This window comes from Prosthecobacter sp., assembly GCF_014879935.1.
GTDB lineage: Bacteria > Verrucomicrobiota > Verrucomicrobiia > Verrucomicrobiales > Verrucomicrobiaceae > Prosthecobacter.
In genome coordinates this window covers 30733-55599 of sequence record NZ_JACSRD010000176.1, presented here as the reverse complement: position 1 = coordinate 55599, position 24867 = coordinate 30733, and the positions used below count along the sequence as shown (strand labels likewise).

Annotated in this window: 22 protein-coding genes; 1 reads left to right on the top strand and 21 read right to left on the bottom strand. The window is 62.2% G+C overall.

Translation table 11 applies throughout. The annotated features are described in order from the left end of the window. From IAE77_RS18740 to IAE77_RS18665, 16 genes are all read right to left on the bottom strand, one after another. Positions 1–693 (bottom strand): hypothetical protein (locus IAE77_RS18740; protein WP_294229803.1); only part of this gene is annotated, 693 nt, incomplete at its 3' end. Between the two features lie 274 nt (positions 694–967). Beyond that, positions 968–1921, bottom strand: coding sequence for a sialidase family protein (locus IAE77_RS18735; RefSeq protein WP_294229800.1), 954 nt, complete (start codon positions 1919–1921; stop codon positions 968–970). A 219-nt stretch (positions 1922–2140) separates the two neighbouring features. Continuing rightward, positions 2141–3058 carry a S8 family serine peptidase gene (locus IAE77_RS18730; protein WP_294229796.1) on the bottom strand — a complete coding sequence of 306 codons (918 nt, stop codon included), beginning with the start codon at positions 3056–3058 and terminating at the stop codon, positions 2141–2143. Positions 3059–3098: 40 nt separating this feature from the next. Then, positions 3099–3566 carry a DUF3368 domain-containing protein gene (locus IAE77_RS18725; protein WP_294229794.1) on the bottom strand — a complete coding sequence of 156 codons (468 nt, stop codon included), beginning with the start codon at positions 3564–3566 and terminating at the stop codon, positions 3099–3101. 3 nt (positions 3567–3569) lie between these two features. Then, positions 3570–3833, bottom strand: a complete 264-nt coding sequence (locus IAE77_RS18720) for a UPF0175 family protein (protein WP_294229791.1) — start codon at positions 3831–3833, stop codon at positions 3570–3572. A 50-nt stretch (positions 3834–3883) separates the two neighbouring features. Continuing rightward, positions 3884–6274, bottom strand: coding sequence for a PVC-type heme-binding CxxCH protein (locus IAE77_RS18715; RefSeq protein ID WP_294229788.1), 2391 nt, complete (start codon positions 6272–6274; stop codon positions 3884–3886). Between the two features lie 71 nt (positions 6275–6345). Next, positions 6346–7098: an SDR family NAD(P)-dependent oxidoreductase gene (locus IAE77_RS18710; RefSeq protein WP_294229784.1), complete on the bottom strand. Its 753-nt coding sequence runs from the start codon at positions 7096–7098 to the stop codon at positions 6346–6348. Between the two features lie 22 nt (positions 7099–7120). After that, on the bottom strand, positions 7121–8479 hold the full coding sequence (locus IAE77_RS18705; protein WP_294229782.1) for a Gfo/Idh/MocA family oxidoreductase: 1359 nt from the start codon (positions 8477–8479) through the stop codon (positions 7121–7123). Between the two features lie 44 nt (positions 8480–8523). After that, a complete protein-coding gene (locus IAE77_RS18700; RefSeq protein WP_294229780.1) occupies positions 8524–9573 on the bottom strand; it encodes a Gfo/Idh/MocA family oxidoreductase in 1050 nt (349 codons plus the stop codon). A 10-nt stretch (positions 9574–9583) separates the two neighbouring features. Beyond that, complete coding sequence (locus IAE77_RS18695; RefSeq protein ID WP_294229777.1) at positions 9584–13114, bottom strand: PVC-type heme-binding CxxCH protein; 3531 nt, start codon at positions 13112–13114, stop codon at positions 9584–9586. A gap of 22 nt (positions 13115–13136) precedes the next feature. Further along, positions 13137–14243, bottom strand: a complete 1107-nt coding sequence (locus IAE77_RS18690; protein WP_294229775.1) for an SUMF1/EgtB/PvdO family nonheme iron enzyme — start codon at positions 14241–14243, stop codon at positions 13137–13139. A 26-nt stretch (positions 14244–14269) separates the two neighbouring features. Continuing rightward, positions 14270–15268 carry a Gfo/Idh/MocA family oxidoreductase gene (locus IAE77_RS18685; RefSeq protein WP_294229772.1) on the bottom strand — a complete coding sequence of 333 codons (999 nt, stop codon included), beginning with the start codon at positions 15266–15268 and terminating at the stop codon, positions 14270–14272. Between the two features lie 23 nt (positions 15269–15291). Continuing rightward, positions 15292–16392, bottom strand: coding sequence for a DUF4432 family protein (locus IAE77_RS18680; protein ID WP_294229769.1), 1101 nt, complete (start codon positions 16390–16392; stop codon positions 15292–15294). A 25-nt stretch (positions 16393–16417) separates the two neighbouring features. After that, positions 16418–17188, bottom strand: coding sequence for an SDR family oxidoreductase (locus tag IAE77_RS18675; protein ID WP_294229766.1), 771 nt, complete (start codon positions 17186–17188; stop codon positions 16418–16420). A 4-nt stretch (positions 17189–17192) separates the two neighbouring features. Further along, positions 17193–17531, bottom strand: coding sequence for a hypothetical protein (locus IAE77_RS18670; RefSeq protein WP_294229763.1), 339 nt, complete (start codon positions 17529–17531; stop codon positions 17193–17195). A gap of 6 nt (positions 17532–17537) precedes the next feature. Beyond that, complete coding sequence (locus IAE77_RS18665) at positions 17538–18494, bottom strand: NAD(P)-dependent oxidoreductase (RefSeq protein WP_294229760.1); 957 nt, start codon at positions 18492–18494, stop codon at positions 17538–17540. 71 nt (positions 18495–18565) lie between these two features. On the opposite strand from IAE77_RS18665, the gene IAE77_RS18660 reads away from it, so the two are divergent. Next, positions 18566–19342 carry an AraC family transcriptional regulator gene (locus tag IAE77_RS18660; RefSeq protein ID WP_294229756.1) on the top strand — a complete coding sequence of 259 codons (777 nt, stop codon included), beginning with the start codon at positions 18566–18568 and terminating at the stop codon, positions 19340–19342. 19 nt (positions 19343–19361) lie between these two features. On the opposite strand, the gene IAE77_RS18655 is transcribed toward IAE77_RS18660, so the two are convergent. Genes IAE77_RS18655 through IAE77_RS18635 form a run of 5 tightly spaced genes read right to left on the bottom strand, consistent with a single transcriptional unit; the run spans position 19362 to position 24849 of the window. Next, positions 19362–20204, bottom strand: coding sequence for a M15 family metallopeptidase (locus IAE77_RS18655; RefSeq protein ID WP_294229754.1), 843 nt, complete (start codon positions 20202–20204; stop codon positions 19362–19364). A gap of 5 nt (positions 20205–20209) precedes the next feature. After that, positions 20210–20602 (bottom strand): RidA family protein, encoded by a 393-nt coding sequence (locus IAE77_RS18650; protein ID WP_294229752.1) that lies wholly within the window; start codon positions 20600–20602, stop codon positions 20210–20212. A 54-nt stretch (positions 20603–20656) separates the two neighbouring features. After that, a complete protein-coding gene (locus tag IAE77_RS18645; RefSeq protein WP_294229749.1) occupies positions 20657–22033 on the bottom strand; it encodes a hypothetical protein in 1377 nt (458 codons plus the stop codon). Between the two features lie 41 nt (positions 22034–22074). Beyond that, positions 22075–23499 carry a DUF1501 domain-containing protein gene (locus IAE77_RS18640; protein WP_294229747.1) on the bottom strand — a complete coding sequence of 475 codons (1425 nt, stop codon included), beginning with the start codon at positions 23497–23499 and terminating at the stop codon, positions 22075–22077. Positions 23500–23553: 54 nt separating this feature from the next. After that, positions 23554–24849: a S41 family peptidase gene (locus IAE77_RS18635; protein WP_294229744.1), complete on the bottom strand. Its 1296-nt coding sequence runs from the start codon at positions 24847–24849 to the stop codon at positions 23554–23556. Between the last annotated feature and the right edge of the window lie 18 nt (positions 24850–24867).

Genomic DNA, 24867 nt, shown 5'->3' with positions numbered 1-24867 from the left:
GCTGTGCTGGGCCTGCCAGCTCAGCGTGGCATTGCTGCCGCTGCGCTGCACGCCCTGCGCGGCGGCGGCCCGCGCCCGCTCCACCCACGCCCCGGCCACCGCGAAGCGATTCACGGCGGCAGACGCACCGGTGATACCACCTTCGTATGCATGAAACCCCGCGCTGGCCTCGTCTGGGGCGGCGGTGAGCGGCGGCAGGGTCAGCAGGCGCTCCGCGGCGTCGAGCTGCGAGTCGCCATCGAAGTCGAGCATCCCGCCGAGGTTCAGCGTCACCGTCATGAGGTCCTGCGCGGCGTTTGCGAGGGTGTTTTGCCAGGTGGTGTAGGTGATGTCAGGGAGTAAGCCATTGTTCGTCAAACTGATCACCCCCGTGCTGCTGGAGAGCGAGCTGCTCCATCCGCTGTAAACCTCCCCCGAGGGTGGCTGCTGGATGGTGACGCTGATGGCCGCGAGCACCTGGGCGCGTGGGGTGTAGCCGGGTTTGTAGCGCAGGATGGCATCGACCACGGGCGCGAGGGTGGCCTCCAGGCGCAGCTCGGCGCTGTTGTAGATCGCGCCGGGGTCGTTGTTGGTGAGGAGGAAGTTGACCTGCGTGTTCGTGCCCGTCTGGCTGAAAGAGGTCGTCACCTCCGCGCCGTGCAGCGCCGGGGCGGCGAGCAGGAGCAGGCAGAGAGCGTGAGGTGCGCACGACATGGCCGCGAGGATAGTCCAGCCCTCGACCGTGGCAACGCGGACTGCGGACCTCGTGGGATTCCTTGGACTCCATGGACTCCTTGGACTGCGGCAGCCTGCTGCCGCTTTCGGCAGGCCAGCCTGCTGGCCGTCGGGCGTGTCTTGGGCTTCGATGACTCAGGGGCTATCGCCTTTGCGCCAGCGTGGGGTGTTTTTCGGGAGCCGGGAGACTTTGACGGCAGCAGGGCTGTCTCGGAAAAGCGGCAGCAGGCTGCCGCAGTCCAAGTGATGGCTCTCACGGAGCCGCCAAGCCCCAAGCGCCGGCACGCAGGCCTTGAGCGCCACCTTTGATGTCAGGGGGCGTGTATTGATGCACTTCCTGCCAGGTTTTGCCGCCGTCGATGCTGCGTTGGATGTTCGTGCGCTGCGTCTGGATGCTGATGAGCGTTCCAGAGTCGCTGGCGATGACTTTGCCTTCAGGCACGGTGGCGGGGAGGTCGCGCCAGGTTTGGCCGTCGGTGCTGGCGCGGGATTTTTTGCCGCAGAGCCAGAACTCGTTGCCCACGACGCTCAAACTCGCGCGTTGCGTGCCGGTGGCGTGCGGGCCGGTCCAGGTTTCTCCGGCGTCGGTGCTGGTGCAGGCGTTCGCGGCGTCCTTGTCGGTCATGACGAGCAGGCGGCCGTTGCAGAGCATTTCACCGCGACCGGTGGAGGCATCGAGACTCTTCGGCGCGAGCCATTTCCACGTCTTGCCGAGGTCATCGCTGGCGAAGAGGTTGCCAAACTTCGCGCCGGAGTCGCCGCGATTGTCACCGAGCGCGAGGAAGCGTCCGCTGGCATCGCCGCAATACACCGCGCCGACGTGATGCGTGCTCAATTTGCCACGCGGATCGCCTTTGAACGCGCCCCACATGCCGAAGGAGGTGAAGCTCTGCCCGAGATCGCTCGTGGCGCAGAAGGTCATGTAGCCGCTGCCGACGAAGGTGCCTTTTCCGGCCGCGATGCCCCAGGTTCCGGGCATCACGCGAGCATCGCCCTTACCCTCCGGCAGTTGCGTGGTGCCTTTCGTGAGGTGACGCCAGTTCAGCGCGTCATCGGAGGCCAGATAAATTGTCGGCGCCCCCCAGCCGACGGGCACGACGAACACTCCACCCGTGTACGCGACCGCCTTCGTGGCCCACGGCCCGTGATCGGCCCCTGGCGCGGCGAAAAAGCTCTGCGTCCACGTTTTGCCATCGTCCTTCGACACCAAAAAATGCGCGCCCCATGCCCCACGACGACAAACGCGCCGACTTTCGGGTTCGGTTTGAAGTCACCGCCGAAAGGAATCGCCTCACGCCGCTTCACATCCTCCGGGGATTCAATGGCGGCGATAGCGGACAGAGGGAGAAGGAAGAGCAATAGAAGCGACTTTTTCATGGGCGTGGCTGGAACGAACAGGGCTCTCTTTGTCTGACAGATGTTCTTGTCATCGTGCCATGACGTGTTTCAGCGCCGCCATCAAATCGAGCCGACGGAAGCTGAGACCGCTTTTCTCGTCCTTCACCTCCACGCCGGTTGTTTGGAAGATTTTCATCATCGCACTCGCGAGATCGGGACCGTGCGGTTTCCAGTCGTAGCCGCTTTTCTCGATCGCCTCGCGCAGGATCATCGCGGAGCCGCAGAGGATGGCGTTTGAGCTGCTGGTGGCGAGTGCAGGCACGAGAAGATCGATTTTGGCACTGCGGTCGAGCGTGACGATATCCTTCCCCGGCTTCACCGCGCCGATGGCGAAGCAGTTCGGCTGGCTCGCAGGCCACGAGATGCCTTTCGTGAAGTGGTGATTGCCCGCCGGAGCACTCACCCAGATGCCGAGCTCGCGGAGTTTCGCGAGTTTGGCGTCGATTTCGGTCGGCACGGGCTCTGCGTGCTCCTGATCATCCACTGGCGCGAGATTCACCGTCGTGATGCGATGCTCCGCATGATGATCGATCACCCATTGCAGCGCTTTGGCCAGCGAAACGCTGTCCGCGACCTTGCAGTGACAGCATTCGAGACTGCGCACGATGGCGAGCTGGTTGTTGTAGGCCACGCCCCGCTTGCCGCCGTGATTCACCGATGAAGGGATGCCAATCGTGCTGCCATGGTAGCCTTTGCCCTCATGTTTCGGATCGTTGTCACCATCCACCGCGTCGTAAGTGACCTTCACCTTGTCCCCCTGCCATTCCGGTCGCGACATCGTGCAGCCATCATCGAGCAACGCGAGCGTCTGACCTCTTCCAAAGCTCAAAACCTCCGCGTAAGCCTTCCAAGCCGCCGTGACGCCCGCATGCTCAAACTCGGCAGGCTGCGCAGGTTCCTGTGCGGCGGCTCCGAGGGCGGCGATGAGGAAAAGAAGTGTTTTCATCTGTCACCCAAAAACGTGCATCAAGCCGGCATTTCACCAATCAAGTGAGCTCACCCACAGATCGCAGCAATGCTTCACGAGTGTGAGCTTTGAGCCGGTAATTGCCTCGTTCGTGCAGCAGGTCGAGAGCGACTTGAAGAGAGGAGATCAGACCTTGCCGCTTTGCTTCGAGCAGCACGGCGGGCAGCCCCAGGCATGATAGACCACGGGTTTCCGCTTCGCGTTTGCCTTTGCGGTCATCAAGGAGGATCGCGGCGGCGTTCAACTCCAAGGCCAGGCAGATGGCCTCGGCCTCACCAGCGTCGATGGATTGCGAAACGACAGGCAGCAGCGGATGCTCGTGGATGTAGTGGATCTCGCACCACTCCGGAATGCTGTCGTGAAACTGCCGCAACTCAGTGGCCACCATCTCGGGAATGACCACCGTGCCAAACAAGCGCTGCAGCAAAGACTCCAGCCCGGCCTTCATCAGCGTCGTGAGCGCGGTGGTGTCACTGACGACGATCACGGCTCAGGCGGGCATCGCAGGTTGATTGGGGAAGAGCTTGTCGAGCGTCTTGAGATCGCTTTCAAGGTCGTCCACATCATAAGGCATCGGGATGCCACGCTGTCCCAGCAAATCCACAAACTGCGGCTTCGACAGCCCAAGAGCACTCCCAGCCTGCCCGAGCGTGAGCCGACCATCCATGAACAAGCCGATGGCGAGTCCAAAAAGCATGTCCTGCGGTCCACAACCGGACTGCGTGGCGAGTGAGTCTGGAATCTGAAGTGTCATGAAAGAAGACTAACTGCCGCCGCTCATGGGATCAAGTCTTGTGATGGCTGTCAGCGAGCCGTCAAAAAAGCCAGCAGGTCACGCAGTTCTTCGTTCGTTAGTGACATCACCAAACCGGGCGGCATCAGCGAGGTGCGGAGTTCGGTGCGTTTGACGATGTCAGCTTCGGGGAAGGATTTTTCTTTGCCGGTGAGGTCGCGGAAGACTTCGGTGCTGGAGGAGCGCAGCAGGATGCCGGTGAAGGTGGTGCCGTCTTTGAGTTCGACGACGGAGGGATAAAACTGCGGCGCGACCTCGCGATGCGGCTCAAGGATGGAGCGGAGGATGGCGGCGCGGTCGCCCTGCTGGGCGATGAGGGTCAAATCGGGACCGACGACGTTGCCGCGACCGCTGTGGCGATGGCAGGACGAGCACAGAGCGACCTTGCTATTGAAGAAGATGCGGCGGCCAGTCTCGGCATCGCTTTGGCCTTCGAGGAGTTTGAGCCAGGCGGCGGTGTCGTCGAATGCGGTCCGGTTGATGGTGAGAGAGCGTGGAAGAGCACGCTGCGCTTCATCGCGGATGATGGCGTTGTCGCTTTGGGCGAGTTTTTGCAGCAGCGCGGTGTCGTCGGTGCCGAGGATGGCCTCGGCGCGGAGTTGCGGGCTGCGTTTGTCATCGGCGGCGATGTCGGCGCTGGCGCGGCGAGCGGCGAGGGTGCGCACGGCTTCGAGTTGGAGGACTTCATCGTCGCTGTTCGCGAAGTCGCGCAGGAGTTCGAGTGTGAGGGCTTTGTGCGTCGGCGGCGCGAGGCGCAACGCGTAGCCTTTGAGGCGGGCGGGCGTTTTGGGATCGGTGATGCGCTCGACGAGCACTTCGGGGTTGGTGACGCCGGCACCGGGTTCGCCGCGCAGCGTGTTCCAGGTGGCGAGCACGGCTTCGAAGAGGCGGAAGTCGAGCTTTGAATCGCTGAGCATGGCCTCGACCTGCGGCTGAAAGTTTTTCAGCACGGCATCGGCGATCCAGCGCAGGCACTCGAAGCGCATTTCGGAATCGGAATCGTCGAAAAAAGCACGCACCCATTTCGCATCACTCAAATCAGCACGACGCATCGCGACGAAGGCCCACACGCGATCTTGAGGCGTGAGTGCTTTCACGGCTTCGATGCTCAGTTTGGATCTCGAAAGCGCGGTCAAAGCGGCGTCGGCGAGGTATTTGTCGCTTCCACGGGCGAGTTGGAGTAATTCGGCCACTTCGGGTGTTTCGCGACCTTCGCGGAGTTCTTTGGCGAGAGCGGCTTCGGGCGTTTCGGGCTGCTTTTTGGCGATCCAGGGCTGTTTTTCGATTTCGAGTTTCCACAAGCGTCCGCGGCCATGAATCGGGTAGGAGCTGAAAACCCAGTCGGTGAGGTAAAACGCGCCATCTGGGCCTTGGGCCATGCAAACGGGGCGGAAGAAGTCGCTGCCTTTTACGAGCGGGATGCGCTCGGAGGTGTAGCCCGCGCCTTTTCGCGTGAGCGGGAAGTAATCGATGCTGTGATCACTCCAACTCGGGATCATGACACCGCCGCCGAGCTCCACGACGGCGCAGGGGCCTTCACCACTCGGATGCACCATGCCGAGCGTGCCGCGCAGCTCGCCATTCCACGCGACGAAGGGATGCACCGGCGCGCTGCCATAGACCCATTGGAAGCCATAGTCCGCGCCTTCGACGATGTTCAGCAAACGGCACGGCGGACGACTGCCGGGATCGTTTTCCGCAGCGAAGATTTCGCCATCGGCACGCACGAGCAGGCCAAAGGGATTCCAGAAGCCGCGGGCGATGCGGCGCAGGCCTTTGCCATCGGCGGTGCAGCGGAAGACGCCGCCTTCACCGCGACCGCTCACCTTGGCGCCATCGGTGCCGGTGAGAGTCCAGTCTTTGCCGAAGTTTTCGCCGAGCGAGAAGACGAGGCCGCCATCCGGATGCCACGCCATGCCGCTGAGGCCGTTGTGCGGGTAATCGGCCACGGTGTCGAGCGTGGCGAGGTTTTCTTCCGTGTCGCCAACACCGTCTCCATCGCTGTCCTTCACGCGCAGCACACGATCGCGCTCCGCGAGGTAGATCCAGCCATCGGGGCCGACCTCGACATGCATGGTGGCATCGGTTTTGTTGTAAAAGACGCGCCGGTTTTTGCCGTCGGCATCGAAAACGAGAATCTCGTCATGCTGCGGGCCTTCGTAACCTTCCGGCCGGAAGTGCGTGTGGCACGCGGCGAGCCAGATGCGGCCTTTCTCATCCACATCGATGCCCGTGGGCGTGACGAGCGCGGGGTGCTCGGCAAGCAGCGTCATCTTCACGCCGGGCTTCAGCGTCTCGATCTGTGGCGCGAGGTCGGTGGGGACGACGGGGGCCTTTGGCGGCGGGCCGGACTGGGCGAGGGCGGCGAAGGGGAGGAGAAAAAGGAGAAGGGATCGGTGCATGGAGAATTGGAATACGGACTGGCACCACTCAGTTTGCGGTTGCGGCTCGCTTTACATGCGAGTGCTTGAGTTCAGTAAGTCGCGCGACCGCCGGAGAGATCGAAGACAGCGGCGGTGGTGAAAGAGCAGTCTTCGGAGCAGAGCCAGGCGACGAGCGCGGCGGCTTCCTCCTTTTTGCCAAAGCGGCCCATGGGAATCTTCGAGAGCATGTAGTCGATGTGCGACTGCTGCATCTGCGCGAGGATGTCCGTGGCGATGACGGCGGGCGTGACGGCGTTGACGGTGATATTCGAGGTAGCGAGTTCCTTGCCGAGCGATTTGGTCAGTGCGATGACGCCGGCTTTCGAGGCGCTGTAGTGCGCGGCATTCGGATTGCCTTCCTTTCCGGCGATGGAAGCGATGCTGACAATGCGGCCGTAGCCGTTCTTCAGCAGATGAGGGACGACGCTGCGGCAGCAGTAGAACGGGCCGTTAAGATTGATGTCCATCACTCGCTGCCAGTCAGCGGCATCAATCTCCCAAGTCTTCGCGTTACCACCGGTGATGCCGGCGTTGTTCACGAGGATGTCGAGCTTTCCAAAGGCCTTTACCGTGGCCTCGGTTGCTGCTTGGACGGAGGTGAGATCAGCGAGGTTCACCGTGGCGGTATGCACCGTGTCCGGCGTCCCCATCTCCGCCGAAGCCTGCGCGAGCGCCGCCGCGTCCACATCCCACAGCGAGACACGAGCGCCGGAGGCGAGAAGACGTTCGGCGATGGCGCGGCCAATGCCGCGCGCGCCTCCGGTGACGATGGCGTTGCGGTTGTTGAGGTCGATCAGGTTCATGAATGGTTGGTGATTGGATCAATCAAATCTCCGTCCACTGACCGGGCACGGGCACAGGGTAGCGGCCTTTGTCATCGGACTTGATCGGCGGCTCGCTCTCATATGTGAGCTGATCGATGCCGGGGAACCATTCGAACTTCGACGCGAGCGCCTCTTCCCATGTCACGCTGCGTCCCATGTGCATGGCGGCGCGGCCCATGATGGCGGCGAGGTTGGAATGCGCGGCACGCTTTGCCTGGTTAAAGGGCTTGTTCGTGCGGATCGCCTCCAGGAAGTCATTCCATTGGTTTTGCCACACGGTGTGCTTTTCCTTCGGCGCGCGCCATTCGATGTTCCTGCGGTTGGTGTTCTGGTCTTTGTAGATCTCCACATCGGCGGCATGCGTGTTGCCGGAGAACTGCACGGCCTTCTTACTGCCATGCACATAGGTGGCGAATTGGCTCTGAGTGTTCGAGATGTAGCGCACGGTGTGCATGGCCCGCGTGCCGTTGGGGAAGGTCCACTCGACATTGAAGGCATCGAGGTTCTGGCTGCAATCCTGGCTGTTCGCGACTCGTCCGCACACACCCTGTGCGGAGACGGGCAGCGCATCGTGCAGCCAGCAAAGCTCGTCGATCTGATGGATGTCCATCTCCGCCCAAAGACCGCCGCAGACCCAGTAGAACTTTGTGAAGTTGCGCAACTGCCACTCCAGCTCGCTTTTCTCCGCAGGCTTCGGCCCGAGCGGCCCCACCGGTCCCATGCGGTAGGCGCGGGTGTATTGCAGATCGCCCAGCTCACCGGCGCGGAGGCGGCGGATGAGTTCCTCGCGGTTCGGCGAATGACGGCACATGAGCCCCGCTGCGATCTTCAAGCCCTTTTTCTCAGCAGTCTCGGCGGCGGCGATGACGCGACGCACGCCAACGGGGTCGGTGGCGAAGGATTTTTCCATGAAGACATTCACGCCACGCTCCACGGCATACTCAAGCTGCTGCGGACGGAAACCCGCATAGCCGGTGAGCAAAACGATGTCGCCCGAGCCGGGCCGGAGCACGTCGATGGCCTTCTTGAAGGCATCAAAGCCGATGAACTGGCGCTCCGAGGGCACGTCAATGCGCTCTTGAAACTTGTCGTAGAGAGCCGTGTGCGACCGCTGCAACCGGTCGTCATACAGATCGGCCATGGCGACGAGCTTTGTGGTGCTGCCGACGGCCTCCATCGCATTGGCAATGGCACCGCTGCCACGCCCGCCACAGCCGACAATGGCAAGCTGAATGGTATTGCTGCCGGCTGCATGAACGTGCGGTATCGCGATCCCGGCCAGTGCGGATGCGGCGACGGCTTTGCCGCTTTGCTGGAAAAAATCACGGCGAGTGAGATGGGCTTGGCTGGTTGGGTTCATGGCTGGATTGGGGTTGGATGGGATTGTTTGTCTGGATCAAATCATCAGAGGTCCGCGAGCACCTCGCTGAGCTTCACCTCGTGTCCGATTTCGAGGGAGCGTTTCGCGGCTTCGAGCGCGGCGATGACCTCGACCTCCTCCTCGATTGGCACGCTTTCCTTGCCAGTGATGACGAGATCGAGGAATGCCTCCAGCAGGTAGGCGTACAGGTTCGTCAAATCGGGCGTGATCGTTCGCCAGCCCTTCTCGCCGTAGAGATTGATCTGGTAGCCGCCACGCATCACTTCCTTGTCGGCGACCATGAGCACGACATCGCGCTTCCCGCCAAAGCGCAGCCGCGCGATGTTCGCGCCGGGCTTGCCGACGTTGATGGCGCTCACGGCTCCCTTGCCAAGCACGGCGTAGGCCATCGAGAGCGCGTGGATGCCGTAATAGACGAGTTCGTTGCCGCAGATGACGCTCGCGAGATGCACCTCGCCGAGTTGCGGCAGTTCGTCACGCAGCTTGATGATGTCGGGCACGAAACGCAGGCTGCTGGCGGACATGAAGCGCGTTTTGGTCTCGCGTGCGAGCTTTGCCACTGCGGCGGCCTCGCGCGCGTTCATGGCGAGCGGTTTGTCGCAGAAAGTGGGCACACCTTTGCGCAGTGGATGCTCCGCGCATTTCCACTGCGCGCCGCTGCCGTCATCGACGATCAGCACGGCATCCACGCCATCGCAGCATTGCTCGGGCGTGTCGGTCACGGTCTCGATGCCACAGACATCCGCCAGCGCGCGCGCGGCGGCTTTGTCGACATCCCAGATCTTCACCACGCGTGCGCCTTCGAGCCTGCGGCCCGATTTGACGAAGGTGCCTTTGAGCTGCTTCGCCTTCTCCTCATCCCAACCATTGAACGTGGTGGAGAACGCGGTGCCGTGATGCGAGCCGGGCATGCGCGGCGCGGCAGGGTCATTGTAAGTGGGGGCATACGTCGCCGCAGAGATGATGCCGAGCTTCAGCGGCGCTGATTGAGCGAGCAGAGGAGTGCCAGCCATCGCGGCGAGCGCACCGGCGGAACGGGAAACAAACGAGCGGCGGTCGAGCAGTGTATTCATGATTGTTGAGCTACTTGGTGATCGGATGCGAGATGCGGAGGTAGGCGAAGAAATCGCGGAGCTGCTGCTCGCTGAGCCCTTCGAGCAATCCTTCGGGCATGAGGCTGCGGCCCATGGGAGTGACGGCTTTGATGTCCTGTGCGCCGAGTGTCACATCCTGGCCGTCGAGCCCGCGCAGCACGGTGACTTGATTGTCGCGATCCACCTGGAAGCCGCCGATGCTGCGGCCGTCCTTCGTCTCGATCGTGATGAACTGGAAGCCCTCGCGAATCTCGGCGTTGGGATTCACGATGCTGATGATCATGGTGCCGAGATTGTCGCGCTGATAAGTCGTGAGTTCGGGGCCGATGGCGCCGCCCTTAAAGAAGAGTTTATGGCAGCTCGCGCACCGCTGCATGTAGGTGGCCTCGCCTTGATAAGGATTGCCAGCGCCGCGCGTCAACGCCGTCTCGACGTCCACGAGCTTCTTCTTGAAATCGTAGCCGGTGGTCGTCGCTTTCGGGAAAAGTTTCGCCGCCGCTTCGCTGATCGCTTTGTCACGGTTCATGCGCAGATGATCCGCGATGTCGCCCGGCACGAGCGAGAGGCTGAGCTTGCCTGATTGCAAACCTGCCATGAGCGACTGCGTCCACTTCGCGCGACTCGAAAGCAGCGTGAAGGCCGCCGCGCGCGCATCTTCCGGGAGCTTGGGCAAAGACTCGATCGTGCCTGTGGCGATGCTGTCCTGGTCATACGCGCTGAGCGAGGCAAAGGCGGCCTTGCGCAATTCCGTGCTGCGATCCGTGGTGGCGGCCTTTAGCAGCACCGGCACGGCATCGGCGCTGCGCACTTCGCCGAAGCTGCGCGCGTAAAGCAGGCGGTCTTCGGGTTTCGCTTTGGCGTCGCTAACGATGGCGAGCGCCTCCTTCACGGCGGCGGCATCGCTTTGCCGCAGACGAATCGCGAGCGATGCACCGCCGGACGAAGCCATCGCGGCGATCAACTCCTCGGGCAGACCGGTCATGGCGCGTCCGCGATACGCTTCTTCAAATCCCTTGAGCAACTGCGCGGCTTGCTCCTTTCCCGGCGCGAGCTTGAGGAGTTGCGCGATGAGCAGCAGCTCCCGCCGTTTCCCATCCACGGCAAAACGACGCACGACACGCGGCAGCACCTGTTGCATCACAAGCGGCTCGTCCCACAGCGCGCGCGTTTTGAAAACGTCCATCACCTCGCTGGTGGCAGACGGAATGCGCGCCTCAAACACCCACCAGCAGAGCAGCGGGATGTAGGGATCGTTCACATCCTCGTCGTGCTCCATCACGGCACCGACGAGCGGAAATGCCTGCACGTCGGCAAGGCGCCGCGCGGTGCAGGCGAACTGCGAGCGCACCTCGGCATCCTTCTCCGCCGCGGCCTGCGCGACGAGCGCATCGAACACATTGGTCGGCAGCAATTGAGCTTCCTTGCGCGCGGGCGGCAGGCCGAGATTGCGGTTGATGCCGTATTCGTCGCCGAGCAAACGCGCGGCCCACGAGCGCACCGATGGATTCACATGCTTCAGCGCGAGCACCGCCGTCGCATCGTCGAGGCCGCTGGATTGATGCAGCGCCCACAGCGCATTGAGTGCGGCAAGACCGGCGTCCTTCGCGATCACAGCCTTCAACGCGGGCGCGGCCTTCGGATCCTTGCGCTCGCCAAGCAAACGCACGGCGATGTGGCGATGCCATTTGTTCGGATGGCCGAGCAGCGCGACAAGCTGCTCCGTGCTCTTTGCGGCGAGATTGATGTCCGCCTCGAGCTTTGCATCCTTGCCCGCGATTCGGTAAATGCGTCCGGTCGTGGGATCGATCTGGTTTTGGTAATGCTGACCGTGCGCGATGTAAAACTCGTACATGTCCGAGACGAACATCGAGCCGTCGGGCGCGTTCGCGATATACACGGGGCGGAAAGCAGCATCGCTGCTCTTCACCACCACTCCGTGATCCTTCGTGTCAAACGTCGAGCCGCGCGGGATGCGCTGGCTGGCGATGACTTCATTGTGCAGCGGATCGATGGCGAACAACATGCCCGCAAGCGCCGGCGGCATCGCGCTGCCGTCGGCGAACGCGCCGAAGTGCGTGAAGCGCACGACGGGATCGGTCGTGGCCATCATCGGCAGATCGCCAAACGCATACGGATTGCGCGGCGGGCCGAACTTGCCGGGCGTCACGCCTTGCATGAGGTAGAAGCCGCCCTGGATGTAGTGCCAGCCGCGCGTGTTGCCGCCGTTGTGGCCTGAGTAGGCGCGGCCCTGCGCGTCCATCTCGACGCCAAACGTGTTGCCCCCGCCTTCGGCGAAGATTTCAAACGCGCGCGTCTCCGGGTGATAGCGCCAGACCATGCAGCCCTCGAAATGCGCGCCGGGAGAATCCGGCGCATCGAGCCCGGGCCTGCGCACGCGGCAGGAGGTGCCGCTGCCCTGGCAGCCGTAAAGCCAGCCATCGAGTCCCCACGCGAGGCCGTTTGCCTGTGCGTGCGTGTCTTCAAATCCGAAGCCGGAGAGATGCGTCACGGGCGGACCATCGGGCGCGTCGTCGCCGTCCTGGTCCGGATAGAAAATCAAATATGGCACATGCATCACCCACACGCCGCCGCGGCCGCGCACGGCTGCATTTGCCATGTTCAGGCCGTCCGCGAAGACCTTGTGCTTGTCGTAAACACCGTCGCCATCCGTGTCTTCGTGGACCGAGATGATGTCCGCGCCGTGAACATGATTCGGTGGCGCAACGGGCTGCTTGTCATAGACCGCGCGGTAGTATTTGTCGCGGCTCAGCATCGTCAGGCCCGCTGGATACGGATACTGCCGCGTCTGCGCCACCCAGATGCGCCCGCGCTCGTCAAAGCTGAAATGAAAGGGTTGCGCGATCTGTGGATCGTTCAGCACGAGATCAACCTTGAGACCATCGAAGGCGTTCATCTTCGCCGCGGATTCCGTCGGCGGCAGCTTCGGCCCATGCACCTGCTCGGTGCGGCCCAGCACGCGTTGCGACTCGTGGAAACTGTCGAACGCCGCGCGCGCGGGTTTTTGTGCGAGCGCGTCGCCCGGCTTGTAGTCATCGTCGGCGCGGAATTCCCATTCGCCCTCGAAGATGCATTCCTGCTCGTAGTTCATGATGAACGGCGCGTCGCCGAGGAAGCCGCCAGGGCCGGACGTCACATGCATTCGGATGGCGATTTCGTTCCACTCGCCCTTGCGCAGCGTGCCGACGGGAACCTTGTGGCGGAAGAGCGTGCTTCCCGCGCTCTGGTAGTTCGGCGGAAATGCGCCGCCGGTGCCGATCTTCCTCCCATTCACCCACACTTCATGCGCGCCCGCGAGATCACGGATGTTCACGCCGACGGATTCTTCAAACAAGTTGCGCTCGTGCTTCGCGAAGAAGCTGTCATGCACCTTCACCCAGGCGCGCAGCCATGCGGTGCCGGTGAAATCTTGTTTGCCGGGGACTTGGACCGTCTGCCAGTCGGCGGCGTGAGCACTGGCGACGAAGGCCAGTGACAGAAGAAGGCGGAGCAGGTTTTTCATAAGGTGTGTGCAGAAATGCAGGCTATTTCCCGGGCACTGGCCGGCCCAGGCAGATGCGGAAGCCGTCGCGGGAGTCGGAATAGGTCACGCTCCGGATTCCCAGCCGGACGGCGCAGCGCGCGTTTCCCGGAACATCGAAGTAGTTTCCACCCCGGCACACGGGGCGTGACACGGTGCGTTGTGCCGCATTTTCATAATAGACCTCCTCGTGCCCGCCCTTCGGGTCGAAGTGATCAATGACAAACTCCCACACGCCGCCGCACATGTCGGCCAGACCGAAACCATTGCGGCCCTTTTCGCCATAGTGATTCACGGGTGAGATGAAAGGAAAACCATCGCTCCACGGCACCTTGGCGAGCGGCCATGCTTTCGTGCGGCCCGGCAGGACATCCATGCTGGAGATGTTCAGACGGCCTTCGCCTTCCTCGATCTCATTTCCCCACCAGAAATAGCGGCTCTCCTTGCTCCCACCACGGCATCCATGCTCCCACTCCGCCTCCGTGGGCAGACGGTATTCGAGGCCGTCTGGCAAACGGCCTGCTTTGCTTTCCTGTTGTGTCAGCCATTGGCAAAACGCCTTCATGTCGTTGTAGCTCACGCACACGACGGGAAAGACATCCTTGTTCGGAAATCCCCAGTTCGGATCACGCCAGCTCTTGCCTGCCATTGATTTCCACGGATGCACGACCTTCGTCGTGACGTGATAGCCATCCCATTCTGGATCGAACACCTGAGTCTCTCCGCCGGGCTTTTCGGCATCGGTCACATAACCGGACTCTTCCACGAAACGCCGGAACTGTCCGACGCTGACCTCGGTGCGGCCCATCCAGAAGCCGTTCTTCACGCGCGTCAATCGCGGTTGCTCGCCCTCGAACGACTCGCGCGTCGTCCCTGGCTGCGCGCCACCTTCGATTCCCGTAGCCCACTGCTTTTCCTCCGGCGTGCTGCCCATCATGAATTCGCCGGGCGGTATGAAGATGACCTCCAGCGTCACGCCACCACCGAGGTCCGCTCGTTTCGCCTCACCCTTGGCCGGTTCGGCGGCATGAAGCGCCACGATGGACAAGAAGAGACTGCAACTGGCAGCCGTGATCGTCGGGATGAAAAGGAGGCGGCGATTCGGTTTCATGGAAAGAATTCTTGAGCGTTGAGATTTCAAATTTTCACCACCTGACCCGTGCGGGCGGATTCTTCGGCGGCGAGGCAGGCGCGAACAGCTTCGCGCGATTCCTCGGGCGTGATGACGGTGGGTTTCTCGCCGATGGCGACGCAGTTCACAAAGTAGGCGAGTTCATCGCGCAAAGCGCCGCGCAGTTGGCCGTGGATCGTGGGCCAGTAGGTCGTGTCGGGGCAGCGGGTGCCTTTGCTGTCCACGATCATCAGATTCGGATGCGTGTCGTGAATCGAGATCGAGCCCTCAGTGCCGACAATTTCGAGACGCTCGTCGATTTGAAACGGCGTCGTGTCCGGCAGGCACCACACGGACTCCAAAATGCACGACGCGCCGCTCTCCAGCCGATACATGACGTGGCCGAGGTCGGGATTGGCGTGCTGGCGGAACTGCACCGTCTGCGCATACGCGGACACGGCGCGTGAGCCGCTGAACCAGAACATCAAGTCAGTGTCATGCACGCCATCGCCGATGATCGGGCCGATTTTGTCGAGCACCGATGCACCGACCCACGCGGGCAGATTCCGTCGCGCATACATCGAAATGATCCTGCCGATCTTCCCCGCCTCGATCTCCTGCTTCGCGGCGGCGTAGCGTGGATTGAAGCGACAGATGTGGCCGACCATGAGGAAGCCCTTCGCGGCGTTGGCTGCGCTCACGATCGCGTCACAGTCAGCGACAGTCGAAGCCATCGGCTTCTCCAAAAAGACATGCTTCCCGGCTTGAAGCGCAGCGACGGCGGGCGCGGCATGCTGATCCCACATCGTGGTGATGCTCACGGACTCCAGTTCAGGATCGGCGAGCATCGCGTGGTAGTCGGTGAAGATTTTCTTCGCGCCGAACTTCTTTGCCACTTCGGCCAGACGTTCGGAGTTGCGCGTGCAGACCGCGTAAAGTTCGACATTGGGAATCGCCGCAAGCGCTTCGCAATGCTTCTCGCCGAACCAGCCGAGACCGAGGATGCCGTGTTTCACTTTTTTCATGGTGTGATGAGTAAGGGTGGATATCAGGGATGAACGGGACCGTCGCATTTGCCCAGAGCGGCGAAACCACCGGCACTCGCGAGCACGCGGAGCTTGAGCTGGTAGTTTCTCGTCTCGCCCGGTTCGACGAACTGCTTCGCGAGCTTGTGCTTGTCACGCGCGCTGCCCAGCAAGGAACCGGAGAACGGTTCGAGGCCGCTGACATAAGAGCCGCGTGGACCGTAGTGCTGCCAATTCGCCATGCGCGGCAGCGCCTTCTTCGGATAGCTGATCTCCAGGCCGAGCTTAAGCTTGTCGTTGATGAGGCCGACGCGACACCAGCCATCGCGCTCCGCCGCCGTGTCCACGATCAATCCGCGCTCGCCCATGCCCGCGTGCTCGGGCAGTGAAGCGGGCACCCGCTTGAGCTTGTTCATCGCCGCCGCAGAAAGCGGCTGCACGATGTCCTGCCCCGGCGGCGGAGGCACGATCCAGTATTCGGACTTGCCGCGATAAACAAAGCGCGCGCCCTGATCGAGCAGCGGCCAGCCGAGATTGCAATGGTAGAGCCAGTGATGCGCTGCGCGCATGTCGCCGCGATTCGTAACAGCGTCTTCGATGTGAATCTCAGGCACGCCAAGGGTGCATCGGATCGTGCGACGAATCTCGAACACCGGCCCGAAGAAGCGCGAGTCGCGAATCACGAGGCCGAGTTCCATTTCGTGACGGCCAAAATGCGGATCTGGATTTCGCAAAGTCTCGATCCGCGCAGGCTGACCGGAATAGCGGCCATGCAGCGAGGTCCTCACGCCATCCTCCTCGCGCGGACCGCCCATGTATTCCGGGCCGCAAGTCGTCACCAGTCCGCCCGCCCAGCCGCGCAGCCACTCGATGCCCGTGTGATACGCCGGACTCGGCGGCAGGAGGCCATTCGGCGAGAGCCAGGCGAGCGCAAACTGATTGAAGCTCGCGTCCACGATGTCGCCGCCACGATCCAGCGCGACGGTGAAACGCAAACCCGCGCCCGTGTCGAAAAACGCCACGCGCGTCGCACAACCGCCGCCCGCGCCAGGCGAATCGAGCGTGCCGGTGCGAATGCCTCCGAGTTGCAGCGCGTTTTCAAATTTGGCGAGGTCTGGTTTCATCGTCTGGTTCTCGTCATGATTCACTTCACCACGGCGGCAGCGCCATCGTGCCGCCATCGAGCACGATGGACGTGGCATTGATGTAGCCCGCATCGTCGCTCAGGAGAAAAGCGGCGGTCTGCGCGATGTCTATGGGCTGGCCGAGGCGGCGTGCTGGAATGCGGCGCGCGACGTCGGCGTAAAGCTCGGCGACGGGTTTGTCCCAGCCCTCGCAGCTCGCTGCGAGCATCGGTGTGTCGATGGTGCCGGGGCAGATGCCGACGACGCGCACCTTGCCCGCGTGATCCACCGCAAGACAGCGCACCAGGGATTCGAGCGCGCCCTTCGACGCGCAGTAAAGCGCGTGCGCCGGGAAGCCGATGAACGCCGCCACGGAGGTCGTGATGAGAAACACGCCCTGGCCTTGCTGTTCCATCACCGGGATGGCGTGTTTCGCGGTCCAGAACACGCTCTTCACGTTCACGCCCATGAGTTTGTCCCACGCCGCGTCATCAAACTCCGTGACCTTCCCCTTGCCCCAGACCCCGGCGTTGCAATGCACGCCGTCGATTCGGCTGTAGTGATCCAGCGCGCTCTTCACCATCGCCTTCACGCTGTCTTCTCGCGACACATCAGCGAAAACGAAGCGAACGTCGTGACCAGCGGCGCGCAGCTCCTTTTCGAGTGCTTCTCCGCGTTCCTGTTGATTCGATGCGATGACCACTCGCGCACCGAGCGATGCGAAATGCCGACTGCACGCCTCGCCAATGCCCGACGTGCCGCCGGTGACCAGAATGACCTTGTCCTTGATGTTCATAATTTTACCTCCAGGGAAGATCGTCTTCGTTCTCGAACTGCATGTATTCGATGACCGCACCGTCCTTCAGCATGAAGGCCACGGTGAAGTTTGGCGAAGGCTGGAAGGGCTCGAGGATCACATCCTCGCCCTTGATCGCTTCATGAATGTCGTCCACGCGATACGCGACGTGGGGCAGGTCACGCACCGGGCCGGTGACAGGACTATCCGGCTCAAAGCGCAGATACTCGACCTTGTAGGGATGTTTGCGTGGGTCTGTGACCCACACCTTGGTGTCTTCAACGAAATACTCGCCGGGATGACTCTCGTCCGTCGGCAGACCGATGTGATGGAACTGGCGCATGGTTGTTTATGGGCTGGATGACTGGCGCGAGGCGATGGCACGGTCCGCCATGCGGAAGAAATCATTCTCCGGGGCGTATCCGAGCACCGTGCGGGCACGGGTGATGTTGATTTCAAACGGGTGATACTTCGGGTTCGGAATCTCCACCGTCGGCACACCGAGCTGTTTGGACAGGTAATCCGCCGCGACGCGGTAATCGAAGGCCGACGGCCCGGCGATGTTGAAGGCCTGGCCGAATGCGGACGGATTGTCGATCATGCGATCAAAAGCCTGCATCACGTCATCGACATGCACGATGTGCCGACGCAGCGGCGCGCCGTTCGCGTCCGTGAGGATGGGAATGCGCTCCTGTTTGGCCCGCACAAGCGCGAGCACATCTTCGCTCACTTCGCCAAAGCCGTGACCTGGCTCGGCTGGGTTCACGTTGTTGAGCAGCGAGAAGTGATTCAACAGATCGTCGTGCTCAAACACCCACGACGAGCGCAGCACCGTGATCGGCACGCCATATTGAATCGCATACTGCGCGGCCATCGTCTCCTCCATCACTTTGGAGAAGGCGTAGTAGCCTGGATAGGCCGTGAGCGGATGATTTTCGTCGATGGGAACCGGCTGCGGATAAAACCAGATGCCCTGCGCCGCATCGCCACCGAAGAGGATGAACTGCTTCACGTTCTGGCGGCGGCAGGCTTCGAGAATGTTGAAAGTGCCGCGCACACTCACGTCAAAGAAGGTGTCCGCGTCCTCTTTCGTGGTGGCGAGCTGCACCACGATGTCCGCGCCGCGCACCGTTTCGTCCACGGCCTTCGCATCCGTGATGCTGCCGGTCACCGAGGAGATGTTCCCGCCCGCCAACGGCGTGCGATGCACGAGCGCTCTGGCCGCAAACCCGCGCCGGGCCAGAACCGCCAACGCGTGGCGACCGAGCTTTCCGCTGGCTCCAAAGATGGCGGCAGTCTTTTTCATGAGACAAATATAACGCCGCATGAAGGATCAAAGCATTGGCCGGGAGCGTCAACCTTTGGTATTTTCCGGCCATGAGCGAACAGCGTCGAGCCCAGCAGTTTCAGCAGGCTTTCCTCAAGCGCATGGGCGGGGGGCTGCAGCTTTCCGCGCTTTTTGCCACATTGCCGATGATTGCTTTTCTGGCGAAGGACAAGGACAGCCGCTTCGTCAGTGCCAACGCCCGCACGCTGAAGATATTCAACCTGGAGCATGAATGGCAGATGCTCGGCAAGATGGACCGTGACTTCTTTCCGCGCGAGCTGGCGGCCAGTTTCGTGGACGAGGACCGGCGTGTGATGCGCACCGGAAAGACGCGCACCTATTACTCTCAAATGGTGCCTGACATCAGCGGCCCGTTGAACTGGTATGTCGTCTCCGTCTCACCGCTGCGGGATACGCGCGGACACATCTGCGGCGTCGCCCTTGTGCTCTACGACATGCACGAAGTTGGCGGCGTGGCGCAACCCTTCCAGCAGTTGGAACCGGCGTTGCGCCATTTGCACACGCGCTTTCGCGAGCCCATCGAGACGAAACAGCTCGCCGCGCTCACGCATCTGTCGGAACGGCAGTTCACCCGCCTTTTTCACAAGCTGCTCGGCGAGCCTCCCATGCGCTACCTCATCCGCCAGCGTGTCCATGCCGCCTGCCAGGACCTCATCGCCACGGATCACACCGCAGGAGCCATCGCCCTCGAATGTGGCTTCTACGACCAGAGCGCCTTCACCCGCGCCTTCCGTGCCCACACGGGGCTGACTCCCGCCGCGTATCGGCAGCGGCATCTCGATGAGTTGATGACTGGCGGAGTGTGACCTGGTTGTTTCCGCAATCTCAATTCTTTGCCCGCTCCAAGGCCGCCGCGATTTCGCTTTCGATGACGGACAGAGGATTGAGCAGCGTGAGTGGGTTTTCGACCGGTGTGACCTCGTTGGTGCGCGGATCCCAGTTCACCGGGCCGAAGTGACAGGGCGCGGGATTGCCGGTGAGGATGTGCATGCCGGCATCGTCCTTGTCGAAGTGCCAGAACTCGAACGGGAAGTGGATGAAGCCGTGCTTCTCCATCATCGCGCAGATTTCCAAACGTGTGGCGACATGCTCCGGCGCGACGAACGGTGAACGCATGGGCGTGCATTCGCTCATTTCGAGATAGGGATGGCCGCGCCAGACCTCCGTGCCGTCATCGCGATGGAAAACGGAGATGTCGATGGCTGAACCGGACATGTGCGCGCCGATCTTCGGCATGTTCGCCGTCAGCACGATGGCGCGTCGGAACATCATCTCCGGCGTGGGAATCTGGCCGCCGAGCTCCCACATGGTCTTCTTGAGCACGGTGTCAAAGACAGAAGGCTTGCGCACGAGCTGGCGCTGCATGTCGAGCGAGCGGAAGCCGTCCTCGATCTTCAAAATCCAGCCGCGCTCGTTCATCTCGCGGCCGATGGTGATGACATCACGCACGAGGCTCTCGCGCAGGAAGTAAACGCGGTCGAGATCGCCGGCGATCTTTGAGGTGGAGAACAGCATCTCCACGCCTGCGGCGGCCGCGGCATCGGGGATCGAGGCGAAGCGTTCACCGCACTCGTTCACGGGAAACTTGATGAGCTTCTGTACGATGGCGTAACCCGCCTCCATCTGCTCCGTCCAGTAGGCCCGGCGGGCGCTTTCGTCGTGGTTCATGGCGATCACTGAGGTTTGCGGACGGCGACGGCCTCGACCTCGTATTTGAGCGAGGGCGGCAGGCAGTTCGTGATGGTGGTGCGTGCGGGCGAGGGCTGCGGGAAGTATTCGCGGTAGAGCTTGTTGTAGAGCGGCAAGTCGGCCTCATCACGCACGTAATTGCGCGTCTGCACGACATGAGCGAGGTCGCTGCCGGCGGCTTCGAGCACCTTGCGCACGTTTTCGATGCTGCGGCGGAACTCACCTTCAAAGGTGTCGGTCACGATGTTGCCCTGCTGATCCACGGAAGCCTGGCCGGAGACGAAAATGAGATCGCCAACGACCACGCAAGGGCTGAAGGGCAGATGAGACGTGGGCGTGTCGGGAAGCTGGGGATAGGAGACGAGCGGGTGGTTCATGGAAAGGCGGAGAGCAGAAGGCTGAGAGCGAAGAGAAGAGAGGTCTAGCGGGGTCTAGCGGGTTGAAGTGGCCGATTTGGATTCCAGACGGGCCTTTTCTTCCGCCTCGCGTTTTTGCATGTCCTTGGGATGCTTGGAGAAGGAAGCAAACACATCACCGACGACACGATCGGCAAGTTCACCGAGCTTCTTCAAAATGATCGGCTCGGCCTCGGGCTTGAGTTTAGAGAGGTTCGGCTCGTAACCGCCGACGGTGTGAGCCTCGGCGGTGGCGATGTAGCCGATGTTTCCATTCGCGTAGCCGATGATGATGGGCGTGGCGCGGTCTGCGATGGCCTTTTCGAGTTTGAAGCCGTATTCGACCATCGGCTCGCCGGGCATGGTAAGAAGGAGGAAGGGGCCGATCTTCATCGCCATGAGTTCGGAGCGCACGAGACCTTCTTTGCCGGGAATCTCGATGACTTCGCTGGCGACGCGGAGCGGGTAGTAGGTCTGGCGTTTGCGCAGTTGCTCGCGAGTGACGCTGAAGGACGCCGCACGAGCGACGGCACCGCCGAGATCGCGGCCAGCCCACTGGATGTCGGCTTCATCGGCGCAGCGATAAGGGTAGCCGGGTAGATTGGGCCGGATGTCACCCGCGCAGCCTTGCATGAACAAGGCGCTCGTTTTTTGCGCGTAGCACATCTCGACAAAGGTCTGCGCCTCGCCGGGAAAGTCAGCACTCATTCTGGGATAGCCTTTGGGATACGGCTGCGAGCCTTTGTCTCCCCAGGTGAAGAAGCAGGGATGACAGACGGCATGCATGATGACGGCCAGCGGCGTGAGGGAGGTGCCGTCGTCGAAGCGCAGGACCTTCACACGCGGGTCATTCGGCCCGTCAGGGTTCAAACTGACGACCGCACGGCCATCGTAGGTTTTGCGGCGGTTGATGCCGAAACTGATGCGGTCCTCGCTGTAGCCGACGCTCACCGGTTTCATCGCGCTGGCGGCCTGCTTGGCCGCTGCGCCGAGCTTTTTGATCAAATCGGCCGCCCAGCGCATGTTTTCGATATAACCGGGCCCGGAGTGATTGTGGGAGGCTGCGATGAGGATGTTTGCCGCGGGCACGCCGGTTTCGGTCTCGATCTTCGTGCGTGCGTCTTTTACCATGTCATCCCACGCGCCAATGGTGTCCATGGTGACGATGGCGGCCTTTGTTTCGCCATCGTCGAGGATCAAGACGCCGGCGCGCAACGGATCGCGCACGCCTGAGACCTGGCGCACATGACCGGCAATCTTGGTTTCTGCGGCATCGGGTGGTGTGATGTCGATCTTCGCCACACCGGCCCTCAAGTTCGAAGTGACCGCGAACTGGCCGTCTTTGATCTCCTGCGCAGAAACGACCGCGAGGGTGAGAGAACAAGCAAGTGAGAGAGCCAGGCGAGATTGCATGGCTCCTTCTACGCGTTCAGAACAGACGAGTCATCATCCCATCACGCGATCAGCTCGGCAATTGGCCGGCCGTTCTCGACGATGTGCACCGGACGGCCGTTGAGGTCGTTGATGGTGACCTTTTGGTAGTCGATGCCGAGGTGGTGATAGATCGTCGCGAGGAAGTCCGCAGCGTTGCAGGGGCGTTCGACGACGTCTTCGCCGCGTTTGTCGCTGGCGCCGATGATGCCGCCGGTCTGGATGCCGCCGCCAGCCCAGACGTTCGTGAAGGCACGCGGCCAGTGGTCGCGGCCGGGTTGCAAGGTGCCGGTGGGGCCGCTGGCGTCGCCCGCGCCAGTGCTGCGATCGAAGCTGATCTTCGGCGTGCGACCAAATTCACCCGTAACGACGACGAGCACCTTTTTGTCGAGGCCACGGGCGTAGATGTCCTCGATCAAAGCTGACACGCAGCGGTCATACGTGGGCATGCGGAAGCGCAGGGCCTCGAACTGATGCTGGTTAACCGCGTGGTCGTCCCAGTTGTTCACGCGACCGCAAAGCGGACCGCTGAGGCTGCTGGTGACGATTTCCACACCGGCTTCGACGAGACGGCGGGCGAGCAGGAGCTGCTGGCCCCAGCGATTGCGGCCGTAACGGTCGCGGGTGGCCGGTTCTTCCTTGCTGAGGTCGAAAGCATCACGCGTTCTCGGATTCGTGAGCAGCGTGGCGGCCTGGGCTTCGAATTCATCCAGCGCACCCAGTTCGCCTTCGCGATCGAAGGCCCGCTCCATCTTGTCGAGGCTGCGGCGGAGAGCGAGGCGGTCGCTCAGACGGCGGGTCTCGGCTTCGTCATCGAGACCGATGTTCGGCACCTGGAAGTTTGGACGATTTGGATCATCACTGACGGCAAAGGGCGCGTAGGCATCGCCGAGATACGCTGGGCTGGAGTATTCCGGCGATGCAGCAGGGACGCCGATGTAATTCGGCAGCGGATTGGCGCGACCGCCTTCCTTGGCACGCAGGTAATGCGCCACGGACATCCAGTCGGGGAGACGTGGCTTCGGTTTGTCGCGCGTGTCCTTGTCGCCGGAGAACATCTGCATCGTTCCGGCCGGGTGACCACCCGCCGACTGGTTCATGGAGCGCACAATGGTGAACTTGTCCGCGATCTTCGCGTTCATCGGCAGCAGCTCCGTGAAGATGGTGCCCGGCACCTTGGTGCTGATCGTTTTGAAGGGGCCGCGATACTCGCTGCTCGCGTCCGGCTTCGGATCGTAGGTGTCGATGTGCGACTGTCCGCCCGGCAGCCAGACCATGATGATGGATTTGCGCTCCGATTTCGGCTTGGCAGCGTTTTCAGCGCGCAGTTTCAGCAAACCGGGCCAGCTCAGCGTCGCCATGCCGGAAAGACCGAACTGCATGAAACTGCGGCGCGTCAGCGGACCTGCGCAGCGGACGAGGGAAGGGGGCTGGATGATGGAGGACATTCGGTGAAACCTACGGGCCACCGCCCGGATGTTTATCTGCGACTGTGAGGCCGATCAGCGTGAATTCACGCCCTGATAAGGCACCGCGCCTTTGGGAAAGCCGGTCTTGAGCAGCCCGGCCGCGTGTTCAATGAGGGTGTCCTTGTCAGACAATAAATCCTGTGCCGAAGGAAGAACCACTTCGTGTGGCGGCACGCCGATGCCTTCGATCCCGCGTCCGCCGTTGAAGCGGCCCTTGTTGCTGGCCACTGAGAAGCGGATCGTGAAGAGACCGCTCGGCGTGGTCACCTCCGCCTTCTGCGACGACATGCCCGCTGTGGCCGATTCGCCGATCATGTAGGCGCGGCCATCCTCCTTGAACATGCCGGCGATCGTCTCGCCTGCCGAACGCACGCCGGCATCCACGATCACCACGAGCGGCCCGGTGTAGCCGCCGTCATACTTGCCCTCGTAGCCCCGCCAGCGCTGCCCTTTGGCAAGAAAATGGCCGAAGACCGCCTCGTGGTCGCAACCGCCGCCTCCATTCGCCCGCATGTCGAGGATCAATCCCGACACCTCGCCAAGCGTGGCGATCATTTGTTGCAACTGCGTGGGCAGATTCTCCGGCACATCGCGCAGATGGATGTAGCCGAGGCCGTGGCGAGTGCGTCCATATGACTGCCGTCCGATGTACTGCAGATTCTCCGGCGGAAACAGCGGCCCGAACGGCGCGTAGTTCGGGCCGCCGTTTCTGGTGCGTTCGATGCTGCGCACGGTGCCCTTGGCATCTTTGATCTCAAAAGTGATGCGCGTGCCCTCATAGTCCGCCAGCCCCCAGTGGCAGGCCGAATAGAGCGCCATCTGCTCCGTGGAGAAGCCCTGGCCGCGCTCCCGCAGGGATTCCACCTTCTTCGTCAGCCACGTGAGCGCTGGGATGCCGTCGATGCGTGTCACTTCCTGGCCGGCATGCAGTCCGGCTTCGGCCGCATCTTTGAAGGCGGCCCGCACGAGCACCCGGTCCGGCAGGGTCATCAATGCCACGCGTGGGCCGGTGAACCGCCGTCCCTTCGACTCATCCGGCCACTGGATCTTCGATTTGACGATACCCGCATGTCCGTCCCGCAGACAACCCGTCAGGCGGGCGACCAGACGCAGGTGCGCCTCATCCGTTGCTGTTTTGGCGGCTTCCTGGCGGAATTCCTCCGCCACCGCAGGCCAGTCGATGCCTTTCACCTTCATCAAAGCTCCGGCCTTCGCCTCAAACTCACGCAGCAGGAACTCGACGTCCTCCACGTAGGGTGCCGCGGTGAGCACAGGAGATCCCGCCAGCACCATGGCGGTCAAGCAAGAGAGAATCGTTCGCCCGTTCATGCCGCCGTTTTAGCATGA